The organism is Planctomycetota bacterium (genome assembly GCA_035574235.1).
Taxonomy (GTDB): Bacteria; Planctomycetota; MHYJ01; order MHYJ01; family JACPRB01; genus DATLZA01.
Genome location: DATLZA010000176.1, coordinates 1 through 22,487 on the forward strand (window position 1 = coordinate 1; position 22,487 = coordinate 22,487).

Consider the following 22,487-nt stretch of genomic DNA (forward strand, 5'->3'; position numbering starts at 1 on the left):
GAGACGGAACAGGATCTCTTCCCCAAAGCGGAGCAGCGCCTGGCTCCCGAGCGGCTCGAAGCGCTGGCCCGCCACCTCCGCGAGTACAAGCGCAGCCTCACGCGCGTCCTGCTCCGCCGGCGCCCCGCGTGATCCGAACCTCGCCCGCCGAAGCGGCCCCGTGCCGCGTCCTCGAATTGCTTGACAATTTCCCGGCGCCCGCCCGATAATGGCCCGCCCTGGAACCAACGCCGATGCCGGAAGGCGCGCCGATCATCGTCCTCATCGGAACCCTCGACACGAAGGGACGTGAGATCGCCTACCTGCGCGACCGCATCCGCGAGCACGGCCTGGGGACCCTCGTTCTGGACTCCGGCATCCTCGGCGGACCGGTGGACATCGTCCCCGACATCCCGCGGGAGGAGGTCGCCCGCGCCTCCGGTTCCGACCTCGAGAAGATCCGCCACGCGGGCAGCCGCGGGGCCGCCGTCGAGCAGATGATGAAGGGCGTGGCGGCCACCTGCGCCAGGCTCCACCAGGAGGGCCGCCTTCACGGAGTCGTCAGCCTGGGCGGCGCGGAGGGCGCCGTCATGGCCGCCGCCGCGATGCAGGTCCTCCCCGTGGGCGTCCCCAAGCTCATCGTCACGCCCCTGGCTTCCGGCCGGCGCGTCTTCCATCCCTTCGTCGGCATCCGCGACATCATGGTCATGCACTCGGTGATCGACATCCTGGGCATCAACCAGGTGAGCCGGCTCATCTTCGACCAGGCCGCCGGGGCCATCGCCGGAGCGGTCAAGGGCATGGCCGAGGCCTCGCGCCGCGCCCCCGCGGCCGCCGGGGAACGCCGCAAAGTAGTGGCGCTCACCATGCTCGGCAACACCACCAAGGCCGTCGAGCACATCAAGCCCAGGCTCGAAGCCCGCGGGTTCGAACCCATCATCTTCCATTCCAACGGCGTCGGCGGCGCGGCGATGGAGGAGATGATCCGCGAGGGACGCGTGGACGCCGTCATCGACTACACCACCGACGAGCTGACCGATCACCTCGTGGGCGGCTTCCACGACGCGGGCCCCCGGCGCCTCGAGGCCGCCGGAGAGCGCGGCCTTCCCCAGGTGGTCGTCCCCGCCTGCGTGGACTTTTTCGTCCAGGGACCCCGCAACGCCATCCCCGACAAGTGGAAGGACCGGAAGGCCTATTACCACAACCCGAGCTTCACGCTGCTGCGGACGAGCCGGGAGGAGATGCTCGAGGTCGCGCGGATCATGGCCCGCAAGCTCAACGCCGCGCGCGGGCCGGTCGCCGTGGCGATTCCCACGGCGGGGCTTTCCATCCCCAACAAACCCGGCGGGGAATTCTGGGATCCCGAGGGGGACGCCCGCTTTCGCCAGGAGCTCAAGCGAAACCTTCGCCCGGAGATCCGGGTCGTCGAGGTCGACGGCCACGCCAACGACCCCGCCTTCGCCGAGAAGGTGCTCGAACTTTTTCTGGAAACCGTGCGATAGCGAACCCGTTGCTCGATTTTTGGGAGGACGGCCATGGCGTTCAATCCGGTCTCGTGGTGTCTGGCGGACCTCTGCGTCCCCGACGTGCAGGAGTATCTCAAGGAGAAGGACATCATCCTCATCCCCATCGGCTCGATCGAGCAGCACGGCCTGCATCTGCCGCTGGTGACCGATGCGGCCCAGGGACTCGAAATCGCCCGGCGCGCCGCCGCCAAGGCCCGCGTCCTGTACACCCCGGTCGTCTGGTTCGGCTACTCGCCCCACCACCTCGGCCGCGTCGGCGAAGGGACCGGAACGATCACCCTGCGCGCCTCCACCCTGCATGCGGTCCTGTACGACATCGTCCGCAGCCTCATCCACTCGGGCTTCAAGAAGTTCGTCATCGTCAACAACCAGGGCTCCAACATCAAGGTGATGGATCCCATCCTCCGCAAGCTCCACTACGACACGGGGGCCTTCATCTGCATGAGCAAGCTCTACGCCGAGCGGTACATCGGCATCATCAAGGAAGTCATGGAGAATCCGCCGGAGGAAACGCCCGGATGGCACTCCAGCGAGCTTGAGACGTCCCAGATGCTGGCCTACAACGAGAAGCTCGTGCGCATGGAGCGCGCGAAGAAGGAGCTGGCCCACGCCCCCAAGTGGCTGCCCCCCTCCTTCCAGAAGAACGACGGCATGCCGGAAGTGAAATTCAAGGGCTACGAGTACTTCGTCTTCCCCATGGAGCACCGGGACTTCTCCGACACGGGCACGATCGGCAACCCCCTCCGGGCCACCCGGGAAAAGGGCGAAAAAACCTACGAGCTTTATTCCGACCACCTCGCCGAGGCGCTCAAGGAATTCGAGAAGGTCAAGGTGGAGCTCAAGCCGGGCGTCCAGGAATTCGTGGACCGGGCGCTGTAACCCATGTCCCCCCGAATCCTGGCCCGGGACGTCCTTCTCAGCGAAGTGGCCGACGTGGTCGGCGACGGCGACGTCACTGTCCGCGAGGTGGACCGGCTGGCCTACGCTCAGGACTACTTCTGGCTGGGCCAGATGTGGATGGACCGGGGCGAGGAGCCCGCGCGGCCCGACCTCGTCTGCTACCCCGAGTCCACCGAAGAGGTCAGCCGCCTCCTCAAGATCGCCACGCGCCACCGCGTTCCGGTCATCCCCTACGGCGGCGGCAGCGGCACCCAGGGAGGCGTGGTCCCGCTCTACGGCGGAATCGTGCTCGACCTCAAGAAAATGAACCGCATCGTGCGGCTCGACGAACAGTCCCTCACCGTCCGCGCCCAGGCCGGCATCAACGTGATGCACCTCGAGGAGGCGCTCAACCGGCGCGGACTCACCTGGGCGCACTACCCCGCCTCCGGTCCCGTGGCCACTCTCGGCGGCTGCATCGCCGCCCGCGGAACGGGCACGATCTCCACGAAGTACGGCAAGGCGGAGGACATGGTCGTGGCGCTCCAGGTCGTGCTGGCCGACGGCCGCGTTCTGGAGACGCTTCCCACGCCCAACCACGCCTGCGGACCCGGGCTCCTGCAGCTTTTCGTGGGCTCCGAAGGGACGCTCGGCGTCATCACCGAGGCGGTCGTGCGCCTGGATCCGCTGCCGCCCGTGCGGCGCTTCCGGGGGTACCTCTTCGAGGACCTGCGCAACGCGCTGGAGGCCGGGCGCCGCATCATGGTCCGGCGCCTGCATCCGTGCACCCTGCGCCTGTACGACCCGCCGTCGACCAAAAAATTCGTCAAGCGGGTCCTCCATCTCGACGTCGAGGGCTCTTTCCTCATCACCGGCTGCGACGGAGAGCCGGAGATGGTGGACCTCGAAGAGCGGCTGATCCACGAGATCTGCACGGGCCTCGGAGGCAAGGACGCCGGCCGCGAGGCCGGCGAGCACTGGTGGGCCCACCGGTACGACTTCTACTACCCGCCCTTCGCTCCGGCGCTTCCCACCCTCTTCGGAACCGTCGAGAGCACCACGACGTTCGACCGCATCTACGAGCTCTACCTTGCCAAGAAGAAGGCGATCGAGGAAGGATTCAAGGAGTGGCAGGCCCATTACACGGGCCACTTCTCCCACTGGTATCCGTGGGGCACGATGGTGTACGATCGCTTCTACATCGAGAAGCCCCCGCAGGACGCCCGGGAGGCGCTCCTCCTGCACAACCGCGTCTGGGCCACGGCCGCCCGCACGAACCTGGCGCACGGCGGCACGCTCAACGACCACCACGGGATCGGCTTCAAGCTGGGATGGCTCATGCCCGAACAGTACGGCGCGGGGTGGGAGGCGCTGTGCCGCATCAAGGACGCCCTCGACCCCCTCGGGATCATGAACCCCGGCAAGCTCGGCTTCGGACCTCCCAAGGCTTGAGAGAGACCAACCATGCCTTTCACCGAGGACGATTACAGGACGGCGGTCCGGTCCTGCCGCTTCTGTCCGATGTGCCACCACGCGGACCTCGTGACGACGCTCACGCGCCGCGAAACCACCTCGCCCCGCGGGCGGGGGCTGACGCTCTTCGCCCTGGAGCAGGGCAAGCTCTCCTGGGACGCGTCCGTCGCGGACGTCCTCTACCGCTTCACCGCCGACGGCCTCTCCCGCCACGTCTGCGCCGGGCACATCAACCACGACGAGATGGTGATCGAGGGGCGGCGTCGCGTGGCCTCCGCGGGAGCGGCCCCCGAGGCGGTCGGGCGCGTCCGGGCCAACATCGAAAAAACCGGCAATCCCTGGGGCGAAGCGGATCCGGGCCCCGAACGGGCCCTGGGCATCAAGGCGCGCCGCCGGGACGCCGCGGTCCTCGTCGTGCTCGGACCGGCGGCGCGCGTGCGCCGTCCCGAAGCGGCCCGCGCCTTCGGACGCCTCCTCGAGCGCGCGGGCCTCGTCCCCGCCGTGCTCGACGAGGAGGGCGATCCCGGCCTCCTTCTCTATCAGCTCGGTTTGCCCGAGCCGGCGCACGCCGCGGCCCGAACGCTGGCGGAGAAAATCCGCGCCTCCGGGGCCCGCGAGGTCGTCACCCCCGACCCCGACGTCTACCGGACGCTGACGGCGGGCTTCGGCGATTTTCCCGGCCTCGGCAAGGCCGCCGCGGTCCGGCACGCCGCGGAATTCCTGGAGACGCTCGCGCGGGAGGGCCGCCTCAAGTTCCGGCCGCCCGCCGCGAAGACGGCCTACCACGATCCGTGCGCGCTGGCCCGGTTTTCGCCCTTGATCGCGCCGCCGCGCGCGCTGATCAAGGCCGTTTCGGGCCGGGATCCCCTGGAGCTTCCCTGGAACCGCGAGGCGGCCGCCTGCTCCGGCGAGTGCGGCGGCCTTCCCTTCACGTACCCGGATCTGGCCCGCGCGGCCGCCGAGCGGCGCGCGGCCCAGGCGCGCGAGACCGGCGCCGAGGTCCTCATCACGGCCGGTCCCGGGACCGCGCACCACCTGGCGCAGGCCGGCGGAGGGTTCGCGAAAGATTTGACGGAATGGACGGCGGAGTGTCTAGTGGGATAAACGCGCCTTCGGAGGGTAGAACGATGGGGATGAAAATCGCCAGCCACCATTGGATGCGCATGGTCGACCCGCTCGAGAAGGTTTTCGCGCGCCTGGCCCGCTGCGGCTACGACGCCATCGAGCTCAGCGGCGAACCCCATAAGCCGGGCTACTCGGTGCCCGAAATCAAGAACCTGATGGAGAAGTACAAGATCGAGGTCTGGGGCGCCGTCACCCTCATGGTCCAGGGCCGCGACCTCGTCAGCCATCTGCCCGAAGTCCGCGCCAAGAGCATCCAGTACTGCATCGACATCCTCGACTGGCTGAAGCCCCTCGGCGGCAAGGAAATCACGGTCGTCCCCGGCGAGGTCGGCCGCATCAAGTCCGTGGCCGACCCCGACGACGAGTGGAGGTGGGGCGTCGAAGCGATGCGCAAGATCGCCGCGCACGCGCGCGAGCTCAAGATCAAGGTCGCCATCGAGCCCCTGAACCGCTTCGAGACGAACTTCATCAACAACCACAAGCAGGCGCTCCTCCTGGCCCAGGAGGCCGGAGACGACGTGGGCGTCTGCCTGGACGCCTTCCACATCAACATCGAAGAAGAGGACCCGGTCGCCGCCATCAAGGCCGTGGGCAAGAAGCTCTACGACTTCCACGTGGCCGACACGAACCGCCGCCCCCCCGGCCAGGGACACCACGACTGGGACGCGATCCTCGGCGCCATCGCCAAGACCGGCTACGAAGGATGCCTCACCAACGAGTTCGTGATCCCCGACGACCGGACGCCGCTCAATCCCTCGAAGGGAGATCCCGCCGCGCTCAAAGGGATGACGCCGGAGGAGATCAAGTTCTACGTGGACCATGCGATGGCGGTCCTGAACGACGAGGAGTACGAAAAGCACGTCCGCGCCACGGGCGACTTCCTGAACCGCTGGCTCCGCAAACACGGCCTCAAGGGCGGCGGCGGCGCGCCGGCGCCGAAGAAGAAGGCCCGGCCGGCGGCCGCGAAGTCCCGGAGGCGGTAGGGCCCGCCTCCGTCCGCGCGGCGCGGCGGGAGGACCGTCATGAGAAGCATCGCGCTGGCCGTCCTGGGGGCGCTGTCCTGGGCGTGGCCCGCCGCGGGCCAGGACCCCGCGCCCTCGAAGTTCCCCGCCGAGCTTCACCCGTGGCGGCGCTTCAAGCCCGGCACGAGCGCCCGCTACCGTCTTGTGCAGCAGGTCCAGGAACAGAAGCAGGAGGGGGAGATGGTCTTCACCCTCCACGATTCCGGCCCCGACGCCTTCGTCGTGCGCGTCAAGGTGACTCTTCCGGGGTTCGAGCAGGAGCGCGCCGAGCGCGAGAGCGTCGCCGTCCGGGCGGCCGAGGAGCCCGTGCGGGTCGGCGACCGGGATCGACCCTGCGTCGTGTGGACCTCCCGCGGCGAACGCGGAACGCTTGTCCTGGAGCGGCGCGCCTGGATCCCGCCGGGGCGCGGCCTTCCCCTCCGCCTCCTGTCCACGTCCAAGGACGAAGAGCTCGAACTTCGGGCGGAACGCGAGGACGAGGAGCTCACCGTCGCGGGCAGGACCTACTCGTGCGTCCGCCTCCGGGGCCGCATGAAAACGGCCGAGCAGGGGGAGGTCGAGGTCACCCTCTGGATGGCCGAGGGGATTCCCGGCGGGGTGGCCCGGATGGAGACCTTCGCCCTCGGCCGGCGCGTCCGGGCCTCGATCGAACTGGTCGAAATCCAGGAGGCGAAGTAAGGCCGTGAGGCGGCGCGCGGCGGCCTTCGGAGCGCTCCTGGCGGCGGCCTGCTCGGTCTCCCCGGAGGAGCCCGGCTGGCGGGATCTCTTCAACGGCCGCGATCTCGAAGGCTGGGAGGTCGTGGGCACGGCCGTCTGGCGCGTGGAAGACGGCGAAATCGTCGGCGGCCAGGAGGGCGACCCGCGCCGGTCGGGGCTCCTGGTCACCCGCGAGACCTTCGGCGACTTCGAGCTGTCGCTCGAATTCAAGATCGACGAGCACGGAAAGTACAACAGCGGCGTCTACCTGCGCCACCCGCCCGGCCGCGCCGCGCGGGCGGGTTATCAGGTCAACATCGGTCGCGGCGCCGCCGGCGAATACTGCGGCGGGCTCTTCCTCAAGGACTGGCTGGCCAAGGGGGACGAACACGACCGGATCCGCCGGCCCGGGGACTGGAACCGGCTCTTCATCCGCGCCCGGGGACCCCGCATCACGGTTCGCCTGAACGGCGTCGAGGTCGTGGACTACACGGATCCCGCTCCCGAGCCGAGGCTTCTGGAACCCGGGGCGATCGCGCTTCAGACCTACGGCGCGGAGGGGCACGCCGGCTGGGTGCGGTTCCGCCGCCTCCGCATCCGCCCGCTTCCCCCGCCGGGCTAACCCCGGGCGCGGGCTTTCGCGGAACGCGCCTTCCGGACGCGCGCGGCCTTCCCGCCCTTCCGCAGCGTCCAGGCCGGCATCCGGAGCACCTTCCCGCCCAGAAGCGCCGACTGGTGCGCCAGGATCCCCACCATCGTGATGTTGGCGGACTCCACCGCGTTCGGATAGGGATCCCGTCCCTCGACGACCGCGCGGACGAACTCGTGCGCCAGATGCGGGTGCGAGCCGCCGTGCCCGGAACCCTGGATGAACGAGAGATGCCGGTTTTCCTTGGAATCGTAGACTCCCTGCGTCGTGAAGCGCCGGATGCCTTCGGGCAGCAGATGCGCGAAATCCGGCACCTTGACGCGCTCGGGAATTTCAGGCTCCGGCTTCTTGGCGGTATGGATCACCGGATCTTCGCCCTCGATGAGCGGCCATTCGAAGGATTTCTTCGACCCGTAGACGTCGAAGCTCTCGCGGTACTGGCGGGCCGTGTCGAACAGCGAGCGGTAGATCCGGGCGGACAGGTCGCTCTCGCGGAACTTGATGTGGCAGGTTTCGACGGCGAAGGGGGAGTTGTAGCGGCGCACGAGCTCCGGCCGGATCGTCCCCGAGCCGAAACAGGAAACCGCCTCCGCCTCCGAGCGCAGGAGCCCCAGGCAGGGCCCCACGCAGTGGGTCGCGTACCACATCGGCGGCAGCCCCGGCCAGTAATTCGGCCATCCGTCCATGTCCTGCTGATGCGAGGCCTGGACGAACTGGATCTTGCCGAGGTCCCCGCGAAGGGCGAGCTCGCGGACGAAGAGAAACTCGCGGGCGTAGACCACGGTTTCGGCCATCATGTACGTCAGGCCCGTCTTCTTCTGGAGCTCCACGATCCGGCGGCATTCGGCCGACGACGTCGCCATGGGCACGGTGCACATCACGTGCTTGCCGGCCTCCAGGCCGGCGATCGACATCCAGCCGTGGTCCGGAATAGGGGTGTTGATGTGGACGGCGTCCACGTCGCGGTCCCGGAGGAGCGCCCGGTAGTCCTCGTAGCGCCGGGGAACCTTGAAGGCGTCGGCGATCTCCGCCAGGCGCTTCGGGTTGCGCTGGCACACCGCCACCAGCTCCGCGTCCGGATGATTCTGGTAAATCGGGATGAACTCGGCCCCGAAGCCCAGCCCGACGATCGCGACCCTGACTTTCCTGGCGCCCATGGCTTCGTCCTCCGCAAAAAGCGACCCCGGCACCCTATCCGGGCGGCGCCGCGGGCGCCATGAGAACGGACGCACTTTTTTTGAGATTTTTGACGCGGGCGCCCCGGAGCCGGGGTAGGGTGATCGGGAGCCGCTGAGATTCCTTACCCATGCGCCGCCGCCGCGCCGTCGCGCTGCTCGTCGAAACCTCGAACGCCTACGCCCGGGGGGTGCTGGCGGGGATCGTGGCCTACGTGCGGGGCCACGAACCCTGGTCGCTTCACCTTCCGGAACTGGGCCGCGGGGACACGCCGCCCGCCTGGCTGGCCCGCTGGCGGGGGGACGGCATCATCGCCCGGATCGAAACGCCCGAAATCGCCCGGGCGGTGGCCCGCACGGGGCTTCCGGTCGTGGATGTGAGCGCCGGGCGCCACCTTCCCTCGGCGCCGTGGGTCGAGACCGACGACCGGGAGATCGCGCGCCTGGCGGTCGAACACCTCCTGGAGCGCGGGTTCCGGACGCTGGGCTACTGCGGCGATCCCCGCTTCAACTGGTCGCGCTGGCGGGAGGAGCATTTCGCGCGCCGGGCGGCCGAGGCCGGCGTCGAGGTGCGCCTCTACCGCTCCCGCTCCCCGGCGCCCGACCGCGAGCGCCGGGAGCTCGGGGAGTGGGCCCGGCGGCTGCCCAAGCCCGCCGGGGTCCTGGCCTGCTACGACATCATGGCGCAGCGGCTGCTGGACGCCTGCCGCGACGCCGGCGTCGCCGTGCCCGACGAAGTGGCCGTCCTCGGCGTGGACGACGATCCGCTCCTCTGCGACCTGGCTTCGCCTCCGCTTTCGAGCGTCATTCCCAACACGCGCCGCACGGGGTACGAGGCGGCGGCGCTCCTGGCGCGCCTGATGTCCGGGGAGCGCGTGCCCCCCCGGGCGGTGCTCGTGCCGCCCCTCGGAATCCACACCCGCCACTCCACCGACGTTCTGGCCCTCGAGGATCGGGAGATCGCCGCGGCCGTCCGCTTCATCCGCGAACACGCCTGCGACGGGGCGACGGTCGCCGATCTGCTCAAAGCGGTGCCGCTTTCACGGCGGGTGCTGGAGAGCCGCTACCGGAAGGCGACGGGGCGGACCCCCCACCAGGATCTCCTGCGGATCCGGATCGAGCGCGTCCAGCAGCTCCTGGTGGAGACGGACCATTCCCTCGAACGGATCGCGTCTCTGGCCGGCTTCAATCATCCGGAATACATGAGCGTGGCGTTCAAGCGCGAAACGGGGATGACGCCCGGCCGCTACCGGCGCCGCGCCCGCCCGAAGGACTGACGCCCAGGGGGCGGCGAATCCCCTGGCGCGTCCCGCTCCGCCCGGATAAACTCCGACGCCGAACGGAAGGAGGAGGAGCCATGGAAGTCGCCGTCCGCGGAACGCGCCTGCACTACGAAGTCTTCGGAGAGGCCGGTCCGGGAATCCTTTTCTCGCACGGGCTGGGGGGCACGCGCCATCAGTGGCGGGCCGTCGCGCAGATCCTGGCGGGCTCGTGTCGCGTCGTCACCACAGACCTGCGGGGCCACGGCGACTCGGCCAGGCCCGCGGGTCCTTACTCCGTGAAGGGCTGGGCGGAGGATCTCGCGGAGGTGGCGCGGGCGGCGGGGCTCGAACGGTACGTGGCGGTGGGAGCCTCCGTGGGGGGACCCATCGTCCTTCAGCTGGCGGCGGACCGCCCCGACCGGGTGCGCGCGGCGGTGAGCGTCGGAGGCTTCGCGGCGCTCCCGCCGGCCGGCCGGGAGCGGATGCTTCAGCGGGCCGCGGCCGTGGAAGCGCAGGGTCTGGCGGCGGTGGCCGACGCGGTCGTCGCGGCGCAGCTTTCGCCCCAGACGCACGCCGCCTCGCCCGCCCTGGCGGCCCACGTGCGGGCGGCGCTTCTCGGCAACGATCCGGCCGCCTACGCGGCGGCCGCCCGCGCCGTCGCGGAGGCCGACGTGACGAACGCCGCCCGGACGCTCGCCTGCCCGGTGCTTCTGGTCTGGGGCGTCGAGGAGAAGGTGGCGCCCTTTCCCGTCCAGGCCGCGCTCAAGCGCCTGATCCCCCACGCCGCGCTGCGGGCGATTCCAGGGGCGGGGCATCTTCCCTTTCTCGAACGCCCGCAGGAATTCGCCGCGGCGCTTCAGGAGTTCCTGGCCGGGCTGGCGGAATGAGCCCCGCCCCCCAATTGTTTGACATATTTGTTTGACAGCACCGGCGGCCGCTCCGCATAATTGGCGGGTCGCCGTCGTCGATAGCCGGGGGATCTTTTAGGGGGAGGACGACGCCATGGTCAACCGCAACCGCCTCTTGTGGGCCGGGTTCACCGCCATTCTGGCCGCGGGCGTGGGCTTCGCCATCCGCGGGGGGATTTTCGACAACTGGGGCGCCGAATTCGGCTTCACCGGAAGCCAGCTCGGCAACATCGGCGGAGCCGGATTCACGGGCTTCTGCTTCGGCATCATTCTGGGCGGCATCGTCGCCGACAAGATCGGTTACGGAAAGCTCGTCATCGCCGCCTTCCTCTTCCACACCGTATCTTATTTCGTCGCCGCCGCGGCGAACCCTGGAATGTCCCAGGAAACCGCCTACCTTACGCTCCTCTGGGGCATGTTCCTGTTCTCCTTCGCCAACGGCGTCCTCGAAGCGGTGGCCAACCCCCTGGTCGCCACCCTCTACCCCGAAAACCGTACGCACTACCTCAACATCCTTCACGCGAGCTGGCCCGGCGGCATGATCCTCGGCGCCATCGTCGGATGGGTGCTGGACGACGTTTACAAGATGCATTGGAAGCATCAGCTCGCTCTCTACCTCATTCCCACGATCGTCTACGGGCTCATGTTCCTCGGACAAAAAATGCCCAAGTCCGAAGCGTCCGAGAAGGGTCTGACCCTCGGAGAGATGTTCAAAGACGTCGGGCTTCTCGGCGGGCTGGTCGTATGCTTCCTCCTGGCTCTCTTCTTCGGAACCAACGTTTTCAGCGCCTTCCGCATGTCGGCGGACACCGCCTCCACCCTGGGTTATGTGGTCGCCGGCGTTCTCCTCGTCGCCGTGGGGATTATCACGCGGGGCTCGATGGGTTCCTTTCTCCTCTTCGCTCTCTTCGTGGCGCACGGGCTGGTGGGAGCCGTGGAGCTGGGCACCGACGGCTGGATTCAGAACATCACGGGCAATATCCTGACGTCCGGTCAGGGCAAGGCCCTCTTCATCTGGACCAACATCATCATGTTCACCCTCCGCTTCTGTGCCCATTTCATCGAGAAGAAGCTGGGACTGTCGCCCGTCGGAATCCTTCTGACGTGTTCGATCCTGGCGGTCGTGGGACTGAACCTCACGAGCGGAGTGAATTCCTTCGGCTTGGCGCTTCTGGCGTTGGCGGTTTACGGCATCGGAAAGACCTTCTTCTGGCCCACGATGCTGGCCGTAGCCTCCGACCGATTCCCCCGCACGGGAGCCGTCGCGATCAGCATCATGGGCGGAATCGGCATGCTTTCGGCCGGCCTCATCGGAAGCCCCGGCCTGGGATACGCCAAAGACCGCTTCGCCGGGGAAGACTTGCGGAGGAGCCGCGCTGATCTCTACGAGCAGGTCAAGGCATCCTCGGCGAGTAAGTTCCTCTTTTTCCAGGAGGTTCACGGTATCGACGGCAAGCGGCTCGGAGAAGCGGATGCCCGTCTCAAAGCCGCCCGGGAGGAGCTCGCCAAACAGGGCGTCACCGACCCCAAGGCCGCCTATGAGAAGCTGAGCCCCGAAGATCGTGCCATCCTCGAAGCCAACATCGTCGGCGACCGAAAGACCCTCAAGGCCGACTCCGTCATCCCCGCCCTTATGGCCGTAATCTACTTGCTCATCCTCCTCTACTTCAAAACGATCGGCGGCTACAAGCCCGTCACCATCGAGGCGCAAGCTTCCGCGCCGACGTCGTAACCGAAACGCTTCCGCTCCCGCCGGGCGCGCCCCGCCCGGCGGGAGCCCCCGCTCCGGTCCCGCCGCGCGTATAATCTCCGAGCCCCTTTGGAGAGCCGCTCATGTCCCTCTTGGCCGCCGTCCTCCTCGCCTCCGCTCCGACCGCCCCGCAGGACCGGCTCCCCCGCTTCCGCGAAGAGACCATCGACCCGGACGCCGGCGTGGGCTACGCCGTCACCGCCGCCGACCTCAACGCCGACGGCCGAACCGACGTCGTCGCCGTCACCGAACAGCCGGACCGCGTGCTCTGGTACGAAAACCCTTCCTGGAAACGCCGCGTCGTCGTCGAGAAGGAGCCTCGCCTGCCGGTCTGCATCCAGCCCCTGGACGTCGACGGCGACGGCACCCTGGAGCTCATCCTCGGGGCGGACTGGCAACCGGCCAACACCCGTTCGGGCGGCTCCGTGTGGCTGCTCCGGCGCGGAGCCGGCCTCGACGAACCCTGGACCGCGCGGAAGATCGACGAGGAACCCACGATGCACCGCATGCGCCTCGTGCGCGTCGGAGGGCGCGCGGAGCTGGCCTGCAAGACCCTCCACGGCCGCGACGCCCGCCCCGGAGAGGGCGCGGGCGCCTCCCTCTACCTCCTGCGCCGTCCGCCCGATCCCTTCACGGGCGCGTGGACCCGCCAGATCGTCCAGAACGAACTCCACATCACCCACAACTTCTGGCCCGTGGATTGGGACGGCGACGGAACCGACGAAATCCTCGTGGCCGCGCTCGAAGGAATCTTCCTCTTCCGCAAATCGGCGGACCGGTGGGTCCCGCGGAAACTGGCCGACGGAGACCCCGAGAAGCGCGGCGCCGGGGAAATCAAACCGGGCCGCCTCCCCGGCGGCAAGCGCTATCTGGCGACCATCGAGCCCTGGCACGGCCACCAGGCCGTGATCTACACGGAGCCCGAAACCGCCGACGGACTCTGGAAACGCCGCGTCCTCGTCGAACGCCACAAGGGGGGACACGCCGTCTGGACCGCCGACCTCACGGGAACCGGCGTGGACTCGCTCGTCGTGGGATTCCGCGGCGTTCCGGAAGGCAAAAAGGACGAGTGCGTCGTCTACGTCTTCCATCCGCTCGACGACACGGGCGAGCGCTGGGAAAGAAAAGTCCTCGACGAAAAGGGACTCGGATGCGAAGACGCCCTCTGCGCCGACCTCAACGGCGACGGCCGCCCGGAGATCATCGGCATCGGACGCAGCACCCGCAACGTGAAGATCTACTGGAACGAAGGGAGATCGCCATGATCCCGGCGCGCCGCGCGTTCCTCGCGCTCGTTCTCCTGGCCGCCGCCTGCGCCGCCCCCGGCCCGGGCTCCGCCGCCCCCCGCAAGGCCGAACACGTGATCCTCATCAGCGTGGACGGCCTGGCGGGCTCCTACCTGGACGACCCGCAGGCGCTCATGCCCACGCTGCGCCGCCTGGCGTCCGAGGGCGCCCGCGCCCGGGGGATGCTCTGCTCCTTCCCCACCGTGACCTGGCCCAATCACACGACGCTCGTGACGGGCGTCTCCCCCCGCCGGCACGGACTGATCGGCAACAGCTACTTCGACCGCGCCGCCGGACGCAAGATCGACTTCCTCCCCGACCCCCTCTTCGACAAGGAGGAAATCGTCAAGGCCCCGACGATCTACGACCTGGCCCATGCGGCGGGGCTCAAGACGGCGGGAGTGATCTGGCCGGCCACCCGCAACGCCCGCACGCTCACCTGGGGCGTCCCCGACTGCGGCACGCGCGAGCTCTGGGAAAAATACACCACCCCGGGCTGGCTGGACGAACTCCGCCGCGAAGGCATCCCCGTGGACATGCAGGAGCCCTGGTGCAAGTCCAACGGCGGCCCCCAGCGCGACTGGATGTACGCCCGTATCGCGGCCCACCTCCTGCGGCGCCACGCCCCGAACCTGACGCTCCTTCACCTGGTCGAGACCGACCACGTCCAGCACGCCCGCGGCCCGCGGACGCCGGACGCCTATTGGGCCTGCTCCTTCGCGGACGACCGGCTCCGCGACGTCGTGGAATCGGTCCAGGCGGCGGGCCTGGCCGGGAAGACGGCGATCTTCGTCGTCTCCGACCACGGTTTCTTCGAATACCGCAAGACCATCCTTCCCAACGTGATCTTCCGGCGCGAAGGCCTCGTGCGCCTCGGACCGGACCGGGCGGTCGAGTCGCGCGAGGCGTGGTGCCTCCCGCAGGGCGGCGCAGCCTACATCTACGTCCTCGACCGCAACCGGCGGGCGGAGCTCCTGCCGCGGCTCAAGGCGCTCCTGCGGAACGTGGAGGGCGTGCAGGCGGTTCTGGAGGAGCCCGAGTTCCCCGGCGTGGGACTCCCGACCCTCCAGGAAGACCCGCGGATGCCGGATCTCATCCTGGCGGCGCGTGACGGATACGCGTTCGGCGATTCGGCGGCCGGCGACGCGCCGATCGTCGAGGGAACCGTCCGGGGAAGCCACGGGGCCCTGCCCGAAGATCCCCGCATGCACGCGACCTTCGTGGCCTGGGGCGCCGGCATCCGCCGCGGCGCCGCGGTGGAGATCATCCGCAACGTGGACGTCGCGCCGACCGTGGCGCGCCTGCTCGGCCTGCGCCTGGAAGGGGCGGAGGGACGGGTTCTCGAGGAGATCCTGGAGCGCTGAACGGCCGCCCTTACTCCAGGGGCTCCACGCGGGCCCCCGCCGCGGGGATGTCGAGCACGAGGCTGCGTCCGGAAACCTTGAGTCCGGCCGCCCGCTCGCGCAGAGCGCGCGCCACCGGCTCCGCCTTCTCCGCGTGGGCGATCGCCAGGACCGCCGAGCCCGCTCCGCTCAGGCACGCCCCCCAGGCGCCCCCGTCCAGCCCCGCCTGAATCAGGGGCTCCATCTCGGGAAAGAGCTTCGCCCGGTACGGCTGATGGAGGCGGTCCTGCATGGCCACGCGCAGAAGCTCCGGCCGCTGCTGAAGAATCGCCGAAACCAGAAGCCCCACGCGGCTGTGATTGAAGACGGCATCCCCGCGCGGCACCGACGCAGGCAGGATCGCCCGCGCCTGCCGGGTGGGAATGACGAGGTCCGGAACGTAGAGGACCGCCTTCCAGTCTCTCGGCACGCCGAAGGGAACCACCGTGAGCGGGCCGTCCGGGCGCCCCTCGTTCTGGACCGTCAGCACGAATCCTCCGTGGATCGCGGGGGCCACGTTGTCCGGATGCCCTTCCATGGGCACCGCCAGTTCCAGGAGCCTCAGGCGGGAAAGCCCGGCCCCCGTCAGGGCGTCGGCCGCCAGGAGCCCGCCCACGATCGCCGCCGCCGAGCTGCCCAGACCGCGCCCGAACGGGATCCGATTGACGAGCGTGAGCCCGTGCGGAGGCACGGCGCGCCCCGTTTCGGCCGAGAAGCGCTCGTACGCCTGGCGAACAAGGTTGGGTTCCCCGCGCCGCAGAAGCTCCGCCCCCTCCCCTTCCACGGCGAACTCGCCGGGCCGGGACGTGTCGACGAGCACCTCGTTGTAAAGCCCGAAGGCCAGCCCCAGGCTGTCGAAGGCACACCCGGTGTTGCCGGCCGAGGCGGGAACCACCACGCGGAGCTTCATAGCGCGCGGCCATCTTAACTTCCGTCCCCTCCTTCGCCAAGGAGTTCGGGAACGCCCGCGCAATTGGGGATGCGTTCGGGCGCTCCATGGGGTATAGTAGGAGCAGATACTTTATAAGGAAGGCGTCCATCCCCCTCGCCCCGGGAACCCTCCCGGGACGTCGGCCACGCCTGCGGAAAGGATCCCCATCGCGACCCGAACGCCCCTCCCCCTGGCTTGGGAAAATGTGATCTTCCTGGCCGCCGTCCATCTCGCCGCCGCCGCGGCGGTCGTCCACGCCTGCGGGGCGGGCCTGCGCGGCGCCACGGCGGGCCTGGCGGCCGCCTGGTTCGTCCTGTGCGGCCTTTCCATCACGGGCGGCTACCACCGCCTCTTCGCGCACCGATCCTACCGGGCCGCCCTGCCCCTGCGCCTCTTCTACCTTCTCTTCGGCGCGGCCTCGTTCCAGAACTCGGCCCTCCGGTGGTCGGCCGATCACCGCACGCACCACCGCTACACCGACCGCGACGAAGACCCCTACGACGCCCGCCGCGGCTTCTGGTGGTCTCATATCGGCTGGGTCTTCTACCGAACCCCCGAGCCCGACTTCCGGAACGTCGCGGACCTCCGCGCCGACGTCTGGGTGCGCCTTCAGGACCGGGCGTACCTCCCGATCGGCCTGCTCGTGGGGTTCGCGCTGCCGACCCTCATCGCCGCGACCTGGGGAGACGCCTGGGGCGGCCTCCTCCTGGCGGGGTTCCTGAGACTCGCCCTTCAGTATCAGGCGACCTTTTCAATCAACTCCCTGGCCCACCGCGTGGGCCGCCGGCCCTACTCGACCCGAACCTCCGCCCGCGACAGCGCCCTGGCCGCCGTGATCACCCTGGGCGAGGGCTACCACAACTTCCATCACCGCTTCCCGGCCGACTACCGCAACGGCGTGCGGTTCTTTCACTTCGATCCCACAAAGTGGTGGGTCTGGACGATGAGCCGCGTGGGGCTGGCGCGGGACCTGCGCCGCACCCCGCCCGAAGCCATCCTGCAGGCCCGCCGCTCCGTGCAGCCGGCGGCCGACCGTCAATTCCCCCGCGGCCAGTCGTCCGTCCGGAAGGGGGAAGCCGGCAGCCCCTCCTTGTTGTAGAGCGTCGCCTCGGGATTGTCCGCCCACGCGTACCGGACCGCGACCGGTTTGGAGACGGAGGGATGCCGGACCACGACGGTCTCCCCGTCGATCTCGGCCTGCGCCCACACGAACTTCCGGTCTTCGCCCGCCACGGCGAACCCGAGGAGCTTGCCGCCCCGGGCCACCAGCCCGCCGCCCACGTGTTTAAAGGAGATCCGGATCCGATCTCCTTCGGCCTTCATGCCGTCGTACAGCGGTCCGGAGAAGACGATGGCCCGGTCGTACACCGTCCCCAGCGCGGCCCGCGCCAGCCGCTTCCCCACGTCCTGTTTGTTGCGCGGATGAATGTCCTTCTCCTCGCCGATGTCGATCGCCACGGCCATCGCCGTGCGCGGCACTTCCGCCAGCGTCCGCAGCTGCGCCTCGCGAAGCTCCGCCCAGGCGCTCTCCGAAGGCTCGGGTTTGCGGGCCATGAAGTTGGCCAGCTGCACGAAGAGGAACGGGAAGTCCCCCTGCCCCCAGTCCTTGCGCCAGTTGCGAATCAGGGCGGGGAAAAGCGTGCGGTAGAGTCCCGCGCGGGAAGCGTTGGATTCGCCCTGGTACCAGATCGCGCCCCGGATGCCGTAGGGCACGAGCGGGGCGATCATGCCGTTGTACAGGGAAGACAGCGCCAGCGGCGCCCGCGGCGCGGGCTTGCCCTCGGCGCGCGCCTTCTCCGCCGCCTTCTCGTGCGCCGCCCGGCGCCGGGCGTCTTCTTCCACGCAGGCCCGGAGCTCCGCGACTTCGTCGAAGATCTCCCTTCGCGTCCAGACCTCCGCGGGCGTCCCGCCCCATGAGGCGTGAATGAGCCCCACGGGAACGCCGAGCGCCTCATGCAGCTCGCGACCGAAAAAATAGGCCACGGCCGAAAATCCCGCCACGGATTCGGGGGAACATTCCTTCCAGGCTCCCGCGACGTCCCGCTCGGGCGCGTCCGAGGCCCGCCGGGGCACGGTGAAAAGACGGATTTTCGGATGCCGCGCGCGCCGGATCTCCTCGTCCGCGTCCGCCGAGCTCCGAACCGGCCACTCCATGTTCGACTGGCCGCTGGCCAGCCACACCTCGCCCACAAGAACGTCCCGCACGACGACGGAACGGCCGCCCGCGGAGACCGTAAGCTCGTGAGGCCCGCCGGGCGCAAGAAGGTCCAGCCGGACCCGCCAGCGTCCCTCGCCGTCCGCGGCGGCGACCTTCTTCTGCCCCCCGAACTCCACGGCGACCTCCTCTCCGGGCTCTGCGGTTCCCCAGACCGGAACCATCATCCCGGCCTGGAGGACGGCGCCATCCGAGAAGAGCGCGTGGAGCCGGAGCGGGGCGCGCGGCCGGGCCGCCGCCGATGGAACCGCCAGAACGAAAAGGAGCAGCATCGGAACGAAGCGCTTCATCGCCGTTCTCCCTCGAGAAGTCGACGTATTATAGCGCGCTCCGCCGGCGGCGTTTCCCCTTTCCCGCGCCGAAGCCGTCCGGACCGTCAGGCCAGGATCTCTTCGATCACCCGACCGGATACGTCCGTCAGCCGGTACCGGCGGCCGTTGTGCCGATAGGTCAGCCGGCGATGGTCCATCCCGAGCAGGTGCAGGATCGTCGCGTGCAGATCGGGCACGGAGACGGGATCGCGGGCGATCTTGTATCCCAGCTCGTCGAGCTCCCCGTAGGACGTTCCCCCCCGGACGCCCCCGCCGGCCATCCAGACGAGAAACCCGTGGGGATTGTGGTCCCGCCCGAGCCCCCCCTGCGACACGGGCATGCGGCCGAACTCGCCGCCCCAGACCACCAGCGTCGTCTCGAGCAACCCCCGCCGCTTGAGATCCTTGAGCAGTCCGGCGATCGGGACGTCCGTCTCCTCGCAGCGGGCGTCGTGGTTCTTCTTCAGATTCTCGTGAGCGTCCCACTGGTCGTCCACGTACGCCTGGACGAACCGTACCCCCCGCTCCACAAGCCGGCGGGCCAGGAGGAGCTTTTCCCCGTATGGCCGCGTCTCCTCGCGATCCAGTCCGTACAGCCGCCGCGTCTCCTCGGTTTCGCGGGACAGATCCACCGCCTCGAGCGCCTCGGTCTGCATCCGGTAGGCCAGTTCGAAGCTCTCGATGCGGGCCCGAAGCGCCTCCTCGTCGGGATGCCGCCGCCGGTGCTCTACGTTGAGCCGCCCGAGCAGGTCAAGCTGCGCCCGCTGATCCGGCGCGCTCATGTCCGCCGGACGCGCCAGGTTGAGGATGGGCGTCCCCTGCGTGCGGAACACCGTGCCCTGGTAGGACGACGGCAGGAACCCCGCCCCCCAGTTGAGGGGTCCCCCTTTCGTTCCGATCCGGTTGCCCAGAACGACGAAACCCGGCAGATTCCGATTTTCCGTTCCGAGCCCGTACGTCACCCAGGCGCCCGCGCTCGGGAATCCCGGCCGGATCACGCCCGTGTTCATCTGGAACATGGCGGGCGCATGGCTGTTGGACTCGGCGTGCACGGACTTGATGAAGGCGATGTCGTCCACGCACTCCGCCAGGGCGGGATATTTCTCGCACACCCAGGCTCCGCACCGTCCGTGCCGGCGAAACCGGTAGGGGGACCTCAGAAGCGGGCCGGGCCTTCCGAAGAAGACTTCGACCCCTTCGAGGCGCTTCCCATGGGCCCGGTCCAGCTCGGGCTTCGGGTCGAAAAGATCGAAGCCGCTCGGCCCTCCCTCCATGAAAAGCCAGATGACCGATCGGGCGCGGGGAACGTGATGCGGGCCGGGCGGGGAACCTCCCGCCGGGGCGGCCTCGAGAAGCCCCTCCTCCCCCAGGAGGTGCGCCAGGGCGGCCATCCCGAAGCCGAGCCCCGCCCGTCCCAGGAGCTCCCGCCGCGTCGGCCCTTCGCGATTAATCCACATAGGCGAATTCGTTCGTCATGAAAAGCGTATGTCCCAGATCCGCCAGACCCCGCCGCTCGTCCGCCGCCCTCCCGAGAAACTCCTCCGCCGCCTCGCGCTCGCGCGGCGTCGGGGCGCGCCCCAGCGCCAGCGCCCAGGCCCGCTCGATTCGAGCGCCCGCGCCGGGCCCCGCCTCGCGAAGCACCCGATCGGCGAAGTCCCATGCGCATCCGCGCACGAACGGATCGTTCAGCAGCGCCAGAGCCTGCGGCGCCACCGTCGTCGATACCCGGCGCCCGCAGCTCGCGCTGGGCGAAGGCGCGTCGAAAACCTCCGTCAGCGGATAGGGCACCGACCGCTTGACGAAGACGTATACGGTCCGGCGCCAGACTTCCGGGCTTTCCCGGACATCCCGCGGGTAATGATGCTCCCCTTCGGTGCGCGTGATGATGGCCTCCGCGGGAATGGGCACCTTGACCCCCGGTCCGTACATCTTTGGATTGAGCCGGCCGCTGACGGCCAGAAGCGCGTCGCGCAGGGCTTCCGCTTCGAGCCGCCGGGGACGGCGGCGCGCCAGAAGGCGGTTCTCGGGATCCTCGCGGACCGGCCCCGGGGACGCGGAGGTGTCCTGGACGTACACGGCGCTCGTGAGAATGAGCCGGTGAATCTCCTTCAGCCGCCAGCCGCGGCGCACGAGCTCCGAAGCCAGCCATTCGAGAAGTTCGGGGTGCGTGGGACGCTCGCCCTGGGCCCCGAAGTCGTTCGGGGTCCGCACGAGTCCCTCGCCGAAATGATGCTGCCAGAGGCGGTTGACGATCACGCGGGCCAGAAGCGCCCCGGCCCCCCGCTCGACGTCGGTGAGCCATTCCGCCAGGGCCGCGCGCTGAAACGACGTGCGGGCCCCCGGCGGACGGCTCAGGCGCGGCTCCGGATCCCCCAGGGCGCTCAGGAATCCGAGCGTCAGAAGCTCCTTCTTGGCGTCCACCTCGCCGCGCTCCAGGAGCGGGCTGCGCGAAGGTTCCGGCCCCGCGTCGGTCAGAACGAGCCCGAACGGCGGCGCGGGAGGACGCCCGCGCTCGGCCTCCCGGATCGCGGCGGCCCGGCGGTCCCACTCCGCGCGTTCCGCGGGACTCAGGGAGCCGCGCAGCTCCGCCTCCGAAACGCGCAGCTCCTTCTGATGCACCGTCAGGAGTTCCTGTTGCCGCTGGTTGGACGGGTCGCGGGGCGCCAGCAGAATTTCCCGGTCCTCCTCGCGGATCCGGAGCGCCTGGACCTTCCGCCGAAAGAGGGGTTCGCGCGCGCGGCTCAGGAAGGCTTCCAGTTCCCGGCGCAGGGGCGCCACCCGCGCCTGGTACTCTTCCTCGAGCCGGCGCCACGCCTCCGCCTCCGCGGGCGGAACCAGCGGCACCTCGCGACGGCGCGTGTCGATGAACGCCGCCAGCATCCGGTAGTACTCCCGCGTCGGAATCGGATCGTACTTGTGATCGTGGCAGCGGGCGCACCCGAGGGTGAGCCCCAGAAATCCCTGTCCGAGGGTCGATAACACGTCGTCCAGCTCGTCGTACCGGTTGCGCTCCTGGTTGCGGGGGGCGTCGGCGGACTGGCGCTCCTGGACGGGCCCGGCCGTGCAGAAGCCCGTGGCCGCCGCGGCCAGGGGATTCCCGGGAGCCAGTTCGTCCCCCGCGATCTGCCAGCGCACGAACGTGTCGAAGGGCAGGTCCTCGTTGAAGGCGCGGATCACGAAATCCCTGTAGGGCCAGGCGTGTTTGCGGTCGTTGTCGAAACGGTACCCGTCGCTGTCGGCGTACCGGGCCACGTCCAGCCAGTGGCGCGCCCAGCGCTCCCCGAAGGCCGGCCCGGCCAGGAGACGGTCCACCAGGCGCTCGTACGCCTCCGGCGCGGGGTCGTTCACGAACGCCTCAATTTCCTCGGGCGAAGGCGGCAGTCCCCAGAGGTCGAAGAAGACGCGCCGAATCAGCCGCCGGCGGTCTGCGGGAGCCGAAGGCGTCCAACCCCGCGATTCGAGAGCCGCCAGGATGAAGCGGTCCACGGGTGTGCGGACCCAGGAAGCATCGCGCACCTCGGGAGGCTCCGGCCGCGCCGGCGGCCGAAACGCCCAGTGGCGCTCCGCGGGCGCCTCGGGCACCTTCAAGGGGGACCGCGCGTACGGAGCCCCCGCCGCCAGCCATTCCCGCAACGCCCGCAGCGACGCCGGCGGGAGCTTCGGGGCCCGATGCGGCATGAAGGGCTCCTCCTCGTGGGCCACGAGCCGCCAGAGCAGGGTTCGCTCCGGCGGACCGGGTTCCACCGCCGGTCCGCTTTGGCCCCCTTTCCGAAGGCCCTCGCGGGTGGTCAGGTCGAGCCCGCCCTTCCGCTTGGCCGGATTGTGACACTCCACGCAGCGGCGTTCCAGGATCGTCGAGGGATCCTCCTGCCCCGGGCGGACCGCCGCCAGAAGCGCGACCCCAACCCACGCCATCCC

At 69.5% G+C, this 22,487-nt stretch carries 18 protein-coding genes; 13 read left to right on the plus strand and 5 right to left on the minus strand.

What is annotated here, in order from left to right; all coding sequences use genetic code 11:
* Window positions 1–233: 233 nt before the first annotated feature.
* From VNO22_16495 to VNO22_16525, 7 genes are read left to right on the plus strand one after another with little or no spacing between them, the layout of a single operon-like run.
* Window positions 234–1,481, plus strand: a complete 1,248-nt coding sequence (locus VNO22_16495) for a Tm-1-like ATP-binding domain-containing protein (protein HXG62972.1) — start codon at window positions 234–236, stop codon at window positions 1,479–1,481.
* A gap of 33 nt (window positions 1,482–1,514) precedes the next feature.
* Window positions 1,515–2,384 carry a creatininase family protein gene (locus VNO22_16500; GenBank protein HXG62973.1) on the plus strand — a complete coding sequence of 290 codons (870 nt, stop codon included), beginning with the start codon at window positions 1,515–1,517 and terminating at the stop codon, window positions 2,382–2,384.
* A 3-nt stretch (window positions 2,385–2,387) separates the two neighbouring features.
* The gene (locus VNO22_16505) at window positions 2,388–3,836 is read left to right on the plus strand and encodes an FAD-binding oxidoreductase (protein ID HXG62974.1); all 1,449 of its coding nucleotides are present in this window, start codon (window positions 2,388–2,390) and stop codon (window positions 3,834–3,836) included.
* A gap of 12 nt (window positions 3,837–3,848) precedes the next feature.
* Window positions 3,849–4,961: a (Fe-S)-binding protein gene (locus VNO22_16510; protein ID HXG62975.1), complete on the plus strand. Its 1,113-nt coding sequence runs from the start codon at window positions 3,849–3,851 to the stop codon at window positions 4,959–4,961.
* A gap of 29 nt (window positions 4,962–4,990) precedes the next feature.
* On the plus strand, window positions 4,991–5,965 hold the full coding sequence (locus tag VNO22_16515) for a sugar phosphate isomerase/epimerase (protein HXG62976.1): 975 nt from the start codon (window positions 4,991–4,993) through the stop codon (window positions 5,963–5,965).
* A gap of 39 nt (window positions 5,966–6,004) precedes the next feature.
* The gene (locus tag VNO22_16520; GenBank protein ID HXG62977.1) at window positions 6,005–6,682 is read left to right on the plus strand and encodes a hypothetical protein; all 678 of its coding nucleotides are present in this window, start codon (window positions 6,005–6,007) and stop codon (window positions 6,680–6,682) included.
* 4 nt (window positions 6,683–6,686) lie between these two features.
* Window positions 6,687–7,322 (plus strand): DUF1080 domain-containing protein, encoded by a 636-nt coding sequence (locus VNO22_16525; GenBank protein HXG62978.1) that lies wholly within the window; start codon window positions 6,687–6,689, stop codon window positions 7,320–7,322.
* Here VNO22_16525 and VNO22_16530 read toward each other — a convergent pair.
* A complete protein-coding gene (locus VNO22_16530; protein ID HXG62979.1) occupies window positions 7,319–8,506 on the minus strand; it encodes a Gfo/Idh/MocA family oxidoreductase in 1,188 nt (395 codons plus the stop codon). The genes VNO22_16525 and VNO22_16530 overlap by 4 nt on opposite strands.
* A gap of 149 nt (window positions 8,507–8,655) precedes the next feature.
* Here VNO22_16530 and VNO22_16535 point away from each other — a divergent pair, with 149 nt between their 5' ends.
* From VNO22_16535 to VNO22_16555, 5 genes are all read left to right on the plus strand, one after another.
* Window positions 8,656–9,801 carry a DNA-binding transcriptional regulator gene (locus VNO22_16535; GenBank protein ID HXG62980.1) on the plus strand — a complete coding sequence of 382 codons (1,146 nt, stop codon included), beginning with the start codon at window positions 8,656–8,658 and terminating at the stop codon, window positions 9,799–9,801.
* Window positions 9,802–9,881: 80 nt separating this feature from the next.
* The gene (locus tag VNO22_16540; protein HXG62981.1) at window positions 9,882–10,673 is read left to right on the plus strand and encodes an alpha/beta hydrolase; all 792 of its coding nucleotides are present in this window, start codon (window positions 9,882–9,884) and stop codon (window positions 10,671–10,673) included.
* Between the two features lie 115 nt (window positions 10,674–10,788).
* A complete protein-coding gene (locus tag VNO22_16545; GenBank protein HXG62982.1) occupies window positions 10,789–12,426 on the plus strand; it encodes an MFS transporter in 1,638 nt (545 codons plus the stop codon).
* Window positions 12,427–12,527: 101 nt separating this feature from the next.
* Window positions 12,528–13,709, plus strand: a complete 1,182-nt coding sequence (locus tag VNO22_16550) for a VCBS repeat-containing protein (protein ID HXG62983.1) — start codon at window positions 12,528–12,530, stop codon at window positions 13,707–13,709.
* Entirely contained in the window at window positions 13,706–15,094 is a 1,389-nt protein-coding gene (locus VNO22_16555) for an ectonucleotide pyrophosphatase/phosphodiesterase (protein ID HXG62984.1), read from the plus strand. Before VNO22_16550 ends, VNO22_16555 begins: the two co-directional genes overlap by 4 nt.
* Before the next feature lie 10 nt (window positions 15,095–15,104).
* Here VNO22_16555 and thrB read toward each other — a convergent pair whose 3' ends face one another.
* Window positions 15,105–16,022, minus strand: coding sequence for a homoserine kinase (gene thrB / locus VNO22_16560; protein HXG62985.1), 918 nt, complete (start codon window positions 16,020–16,022; stop codon window positions 15,105–15,107).
* 226 nt (window positions 16,023–16,248) lie between these two features.
* On the opposite strand from thrB, the gene VNO22_16565 reads away from it, so the two are divergent.
* A complete protein-coding gene (locus VNO22_16565; protein ID HXG62986.1) occupies window positions 16,249–17,142 on the plus strand; it encodes a fatty acid desaturase in 894 nt (297 codons plus the stop codon).
* Here the strand turns inward: VNO22_16565 and VNO22_16570 are convergent.
* The 3 genes from VNO22_16570 to VNO22_16580 all read right to left on the minus strand — a co-directional run bounded on the left by VNO22_16570 (window position 17,079) and on the right by VNO22_16580 (window position 22,484).
* The gene (locus VNO22_16570; protein ID HXG62987.1) at window positions 17,079–18,548 is read right to left on the minus strand and encodes a sialate O-acetylesterase; all 1,470 of its coding nucleotides are present in this window, start codon (window positions 18,546–18,548) and stop codon (window positions 17,079–17,081) included. The two genes, VNO22_16565 and VNO22_16570, sit on opposite strands and share 64 nt — an antisense overlap.
* An 86-nt stretch (window positions 18,549–18,634) precedes the next feature.
* Entirely contained in the window at window positions 18,635–20,026 is a 1,392-nt protein-coding gene (locus VNO22_16575; protein ID HXG62988.1) for a DUF1501 domain-containing protein, read from the minus strand.
* Complete coding sequence (locus VNO22_16580) at window positions 20,016–22,484, minus strand: PSD1 and planctomycete cytochrome C domain-containing protein (GenBank protein HXG62989.1); 2,469 nt, start codon at window positions 22,482–22,484, stop codon at window positions 20,016–20,018. The genes VNO22_16575 and VNO22_16580 overlap by 11 nt, the downstream gene beginning before the upstream one ends.
* Between the last annotated feature and the right edge of the window lie 3 nt (window positions 22,485–22,487).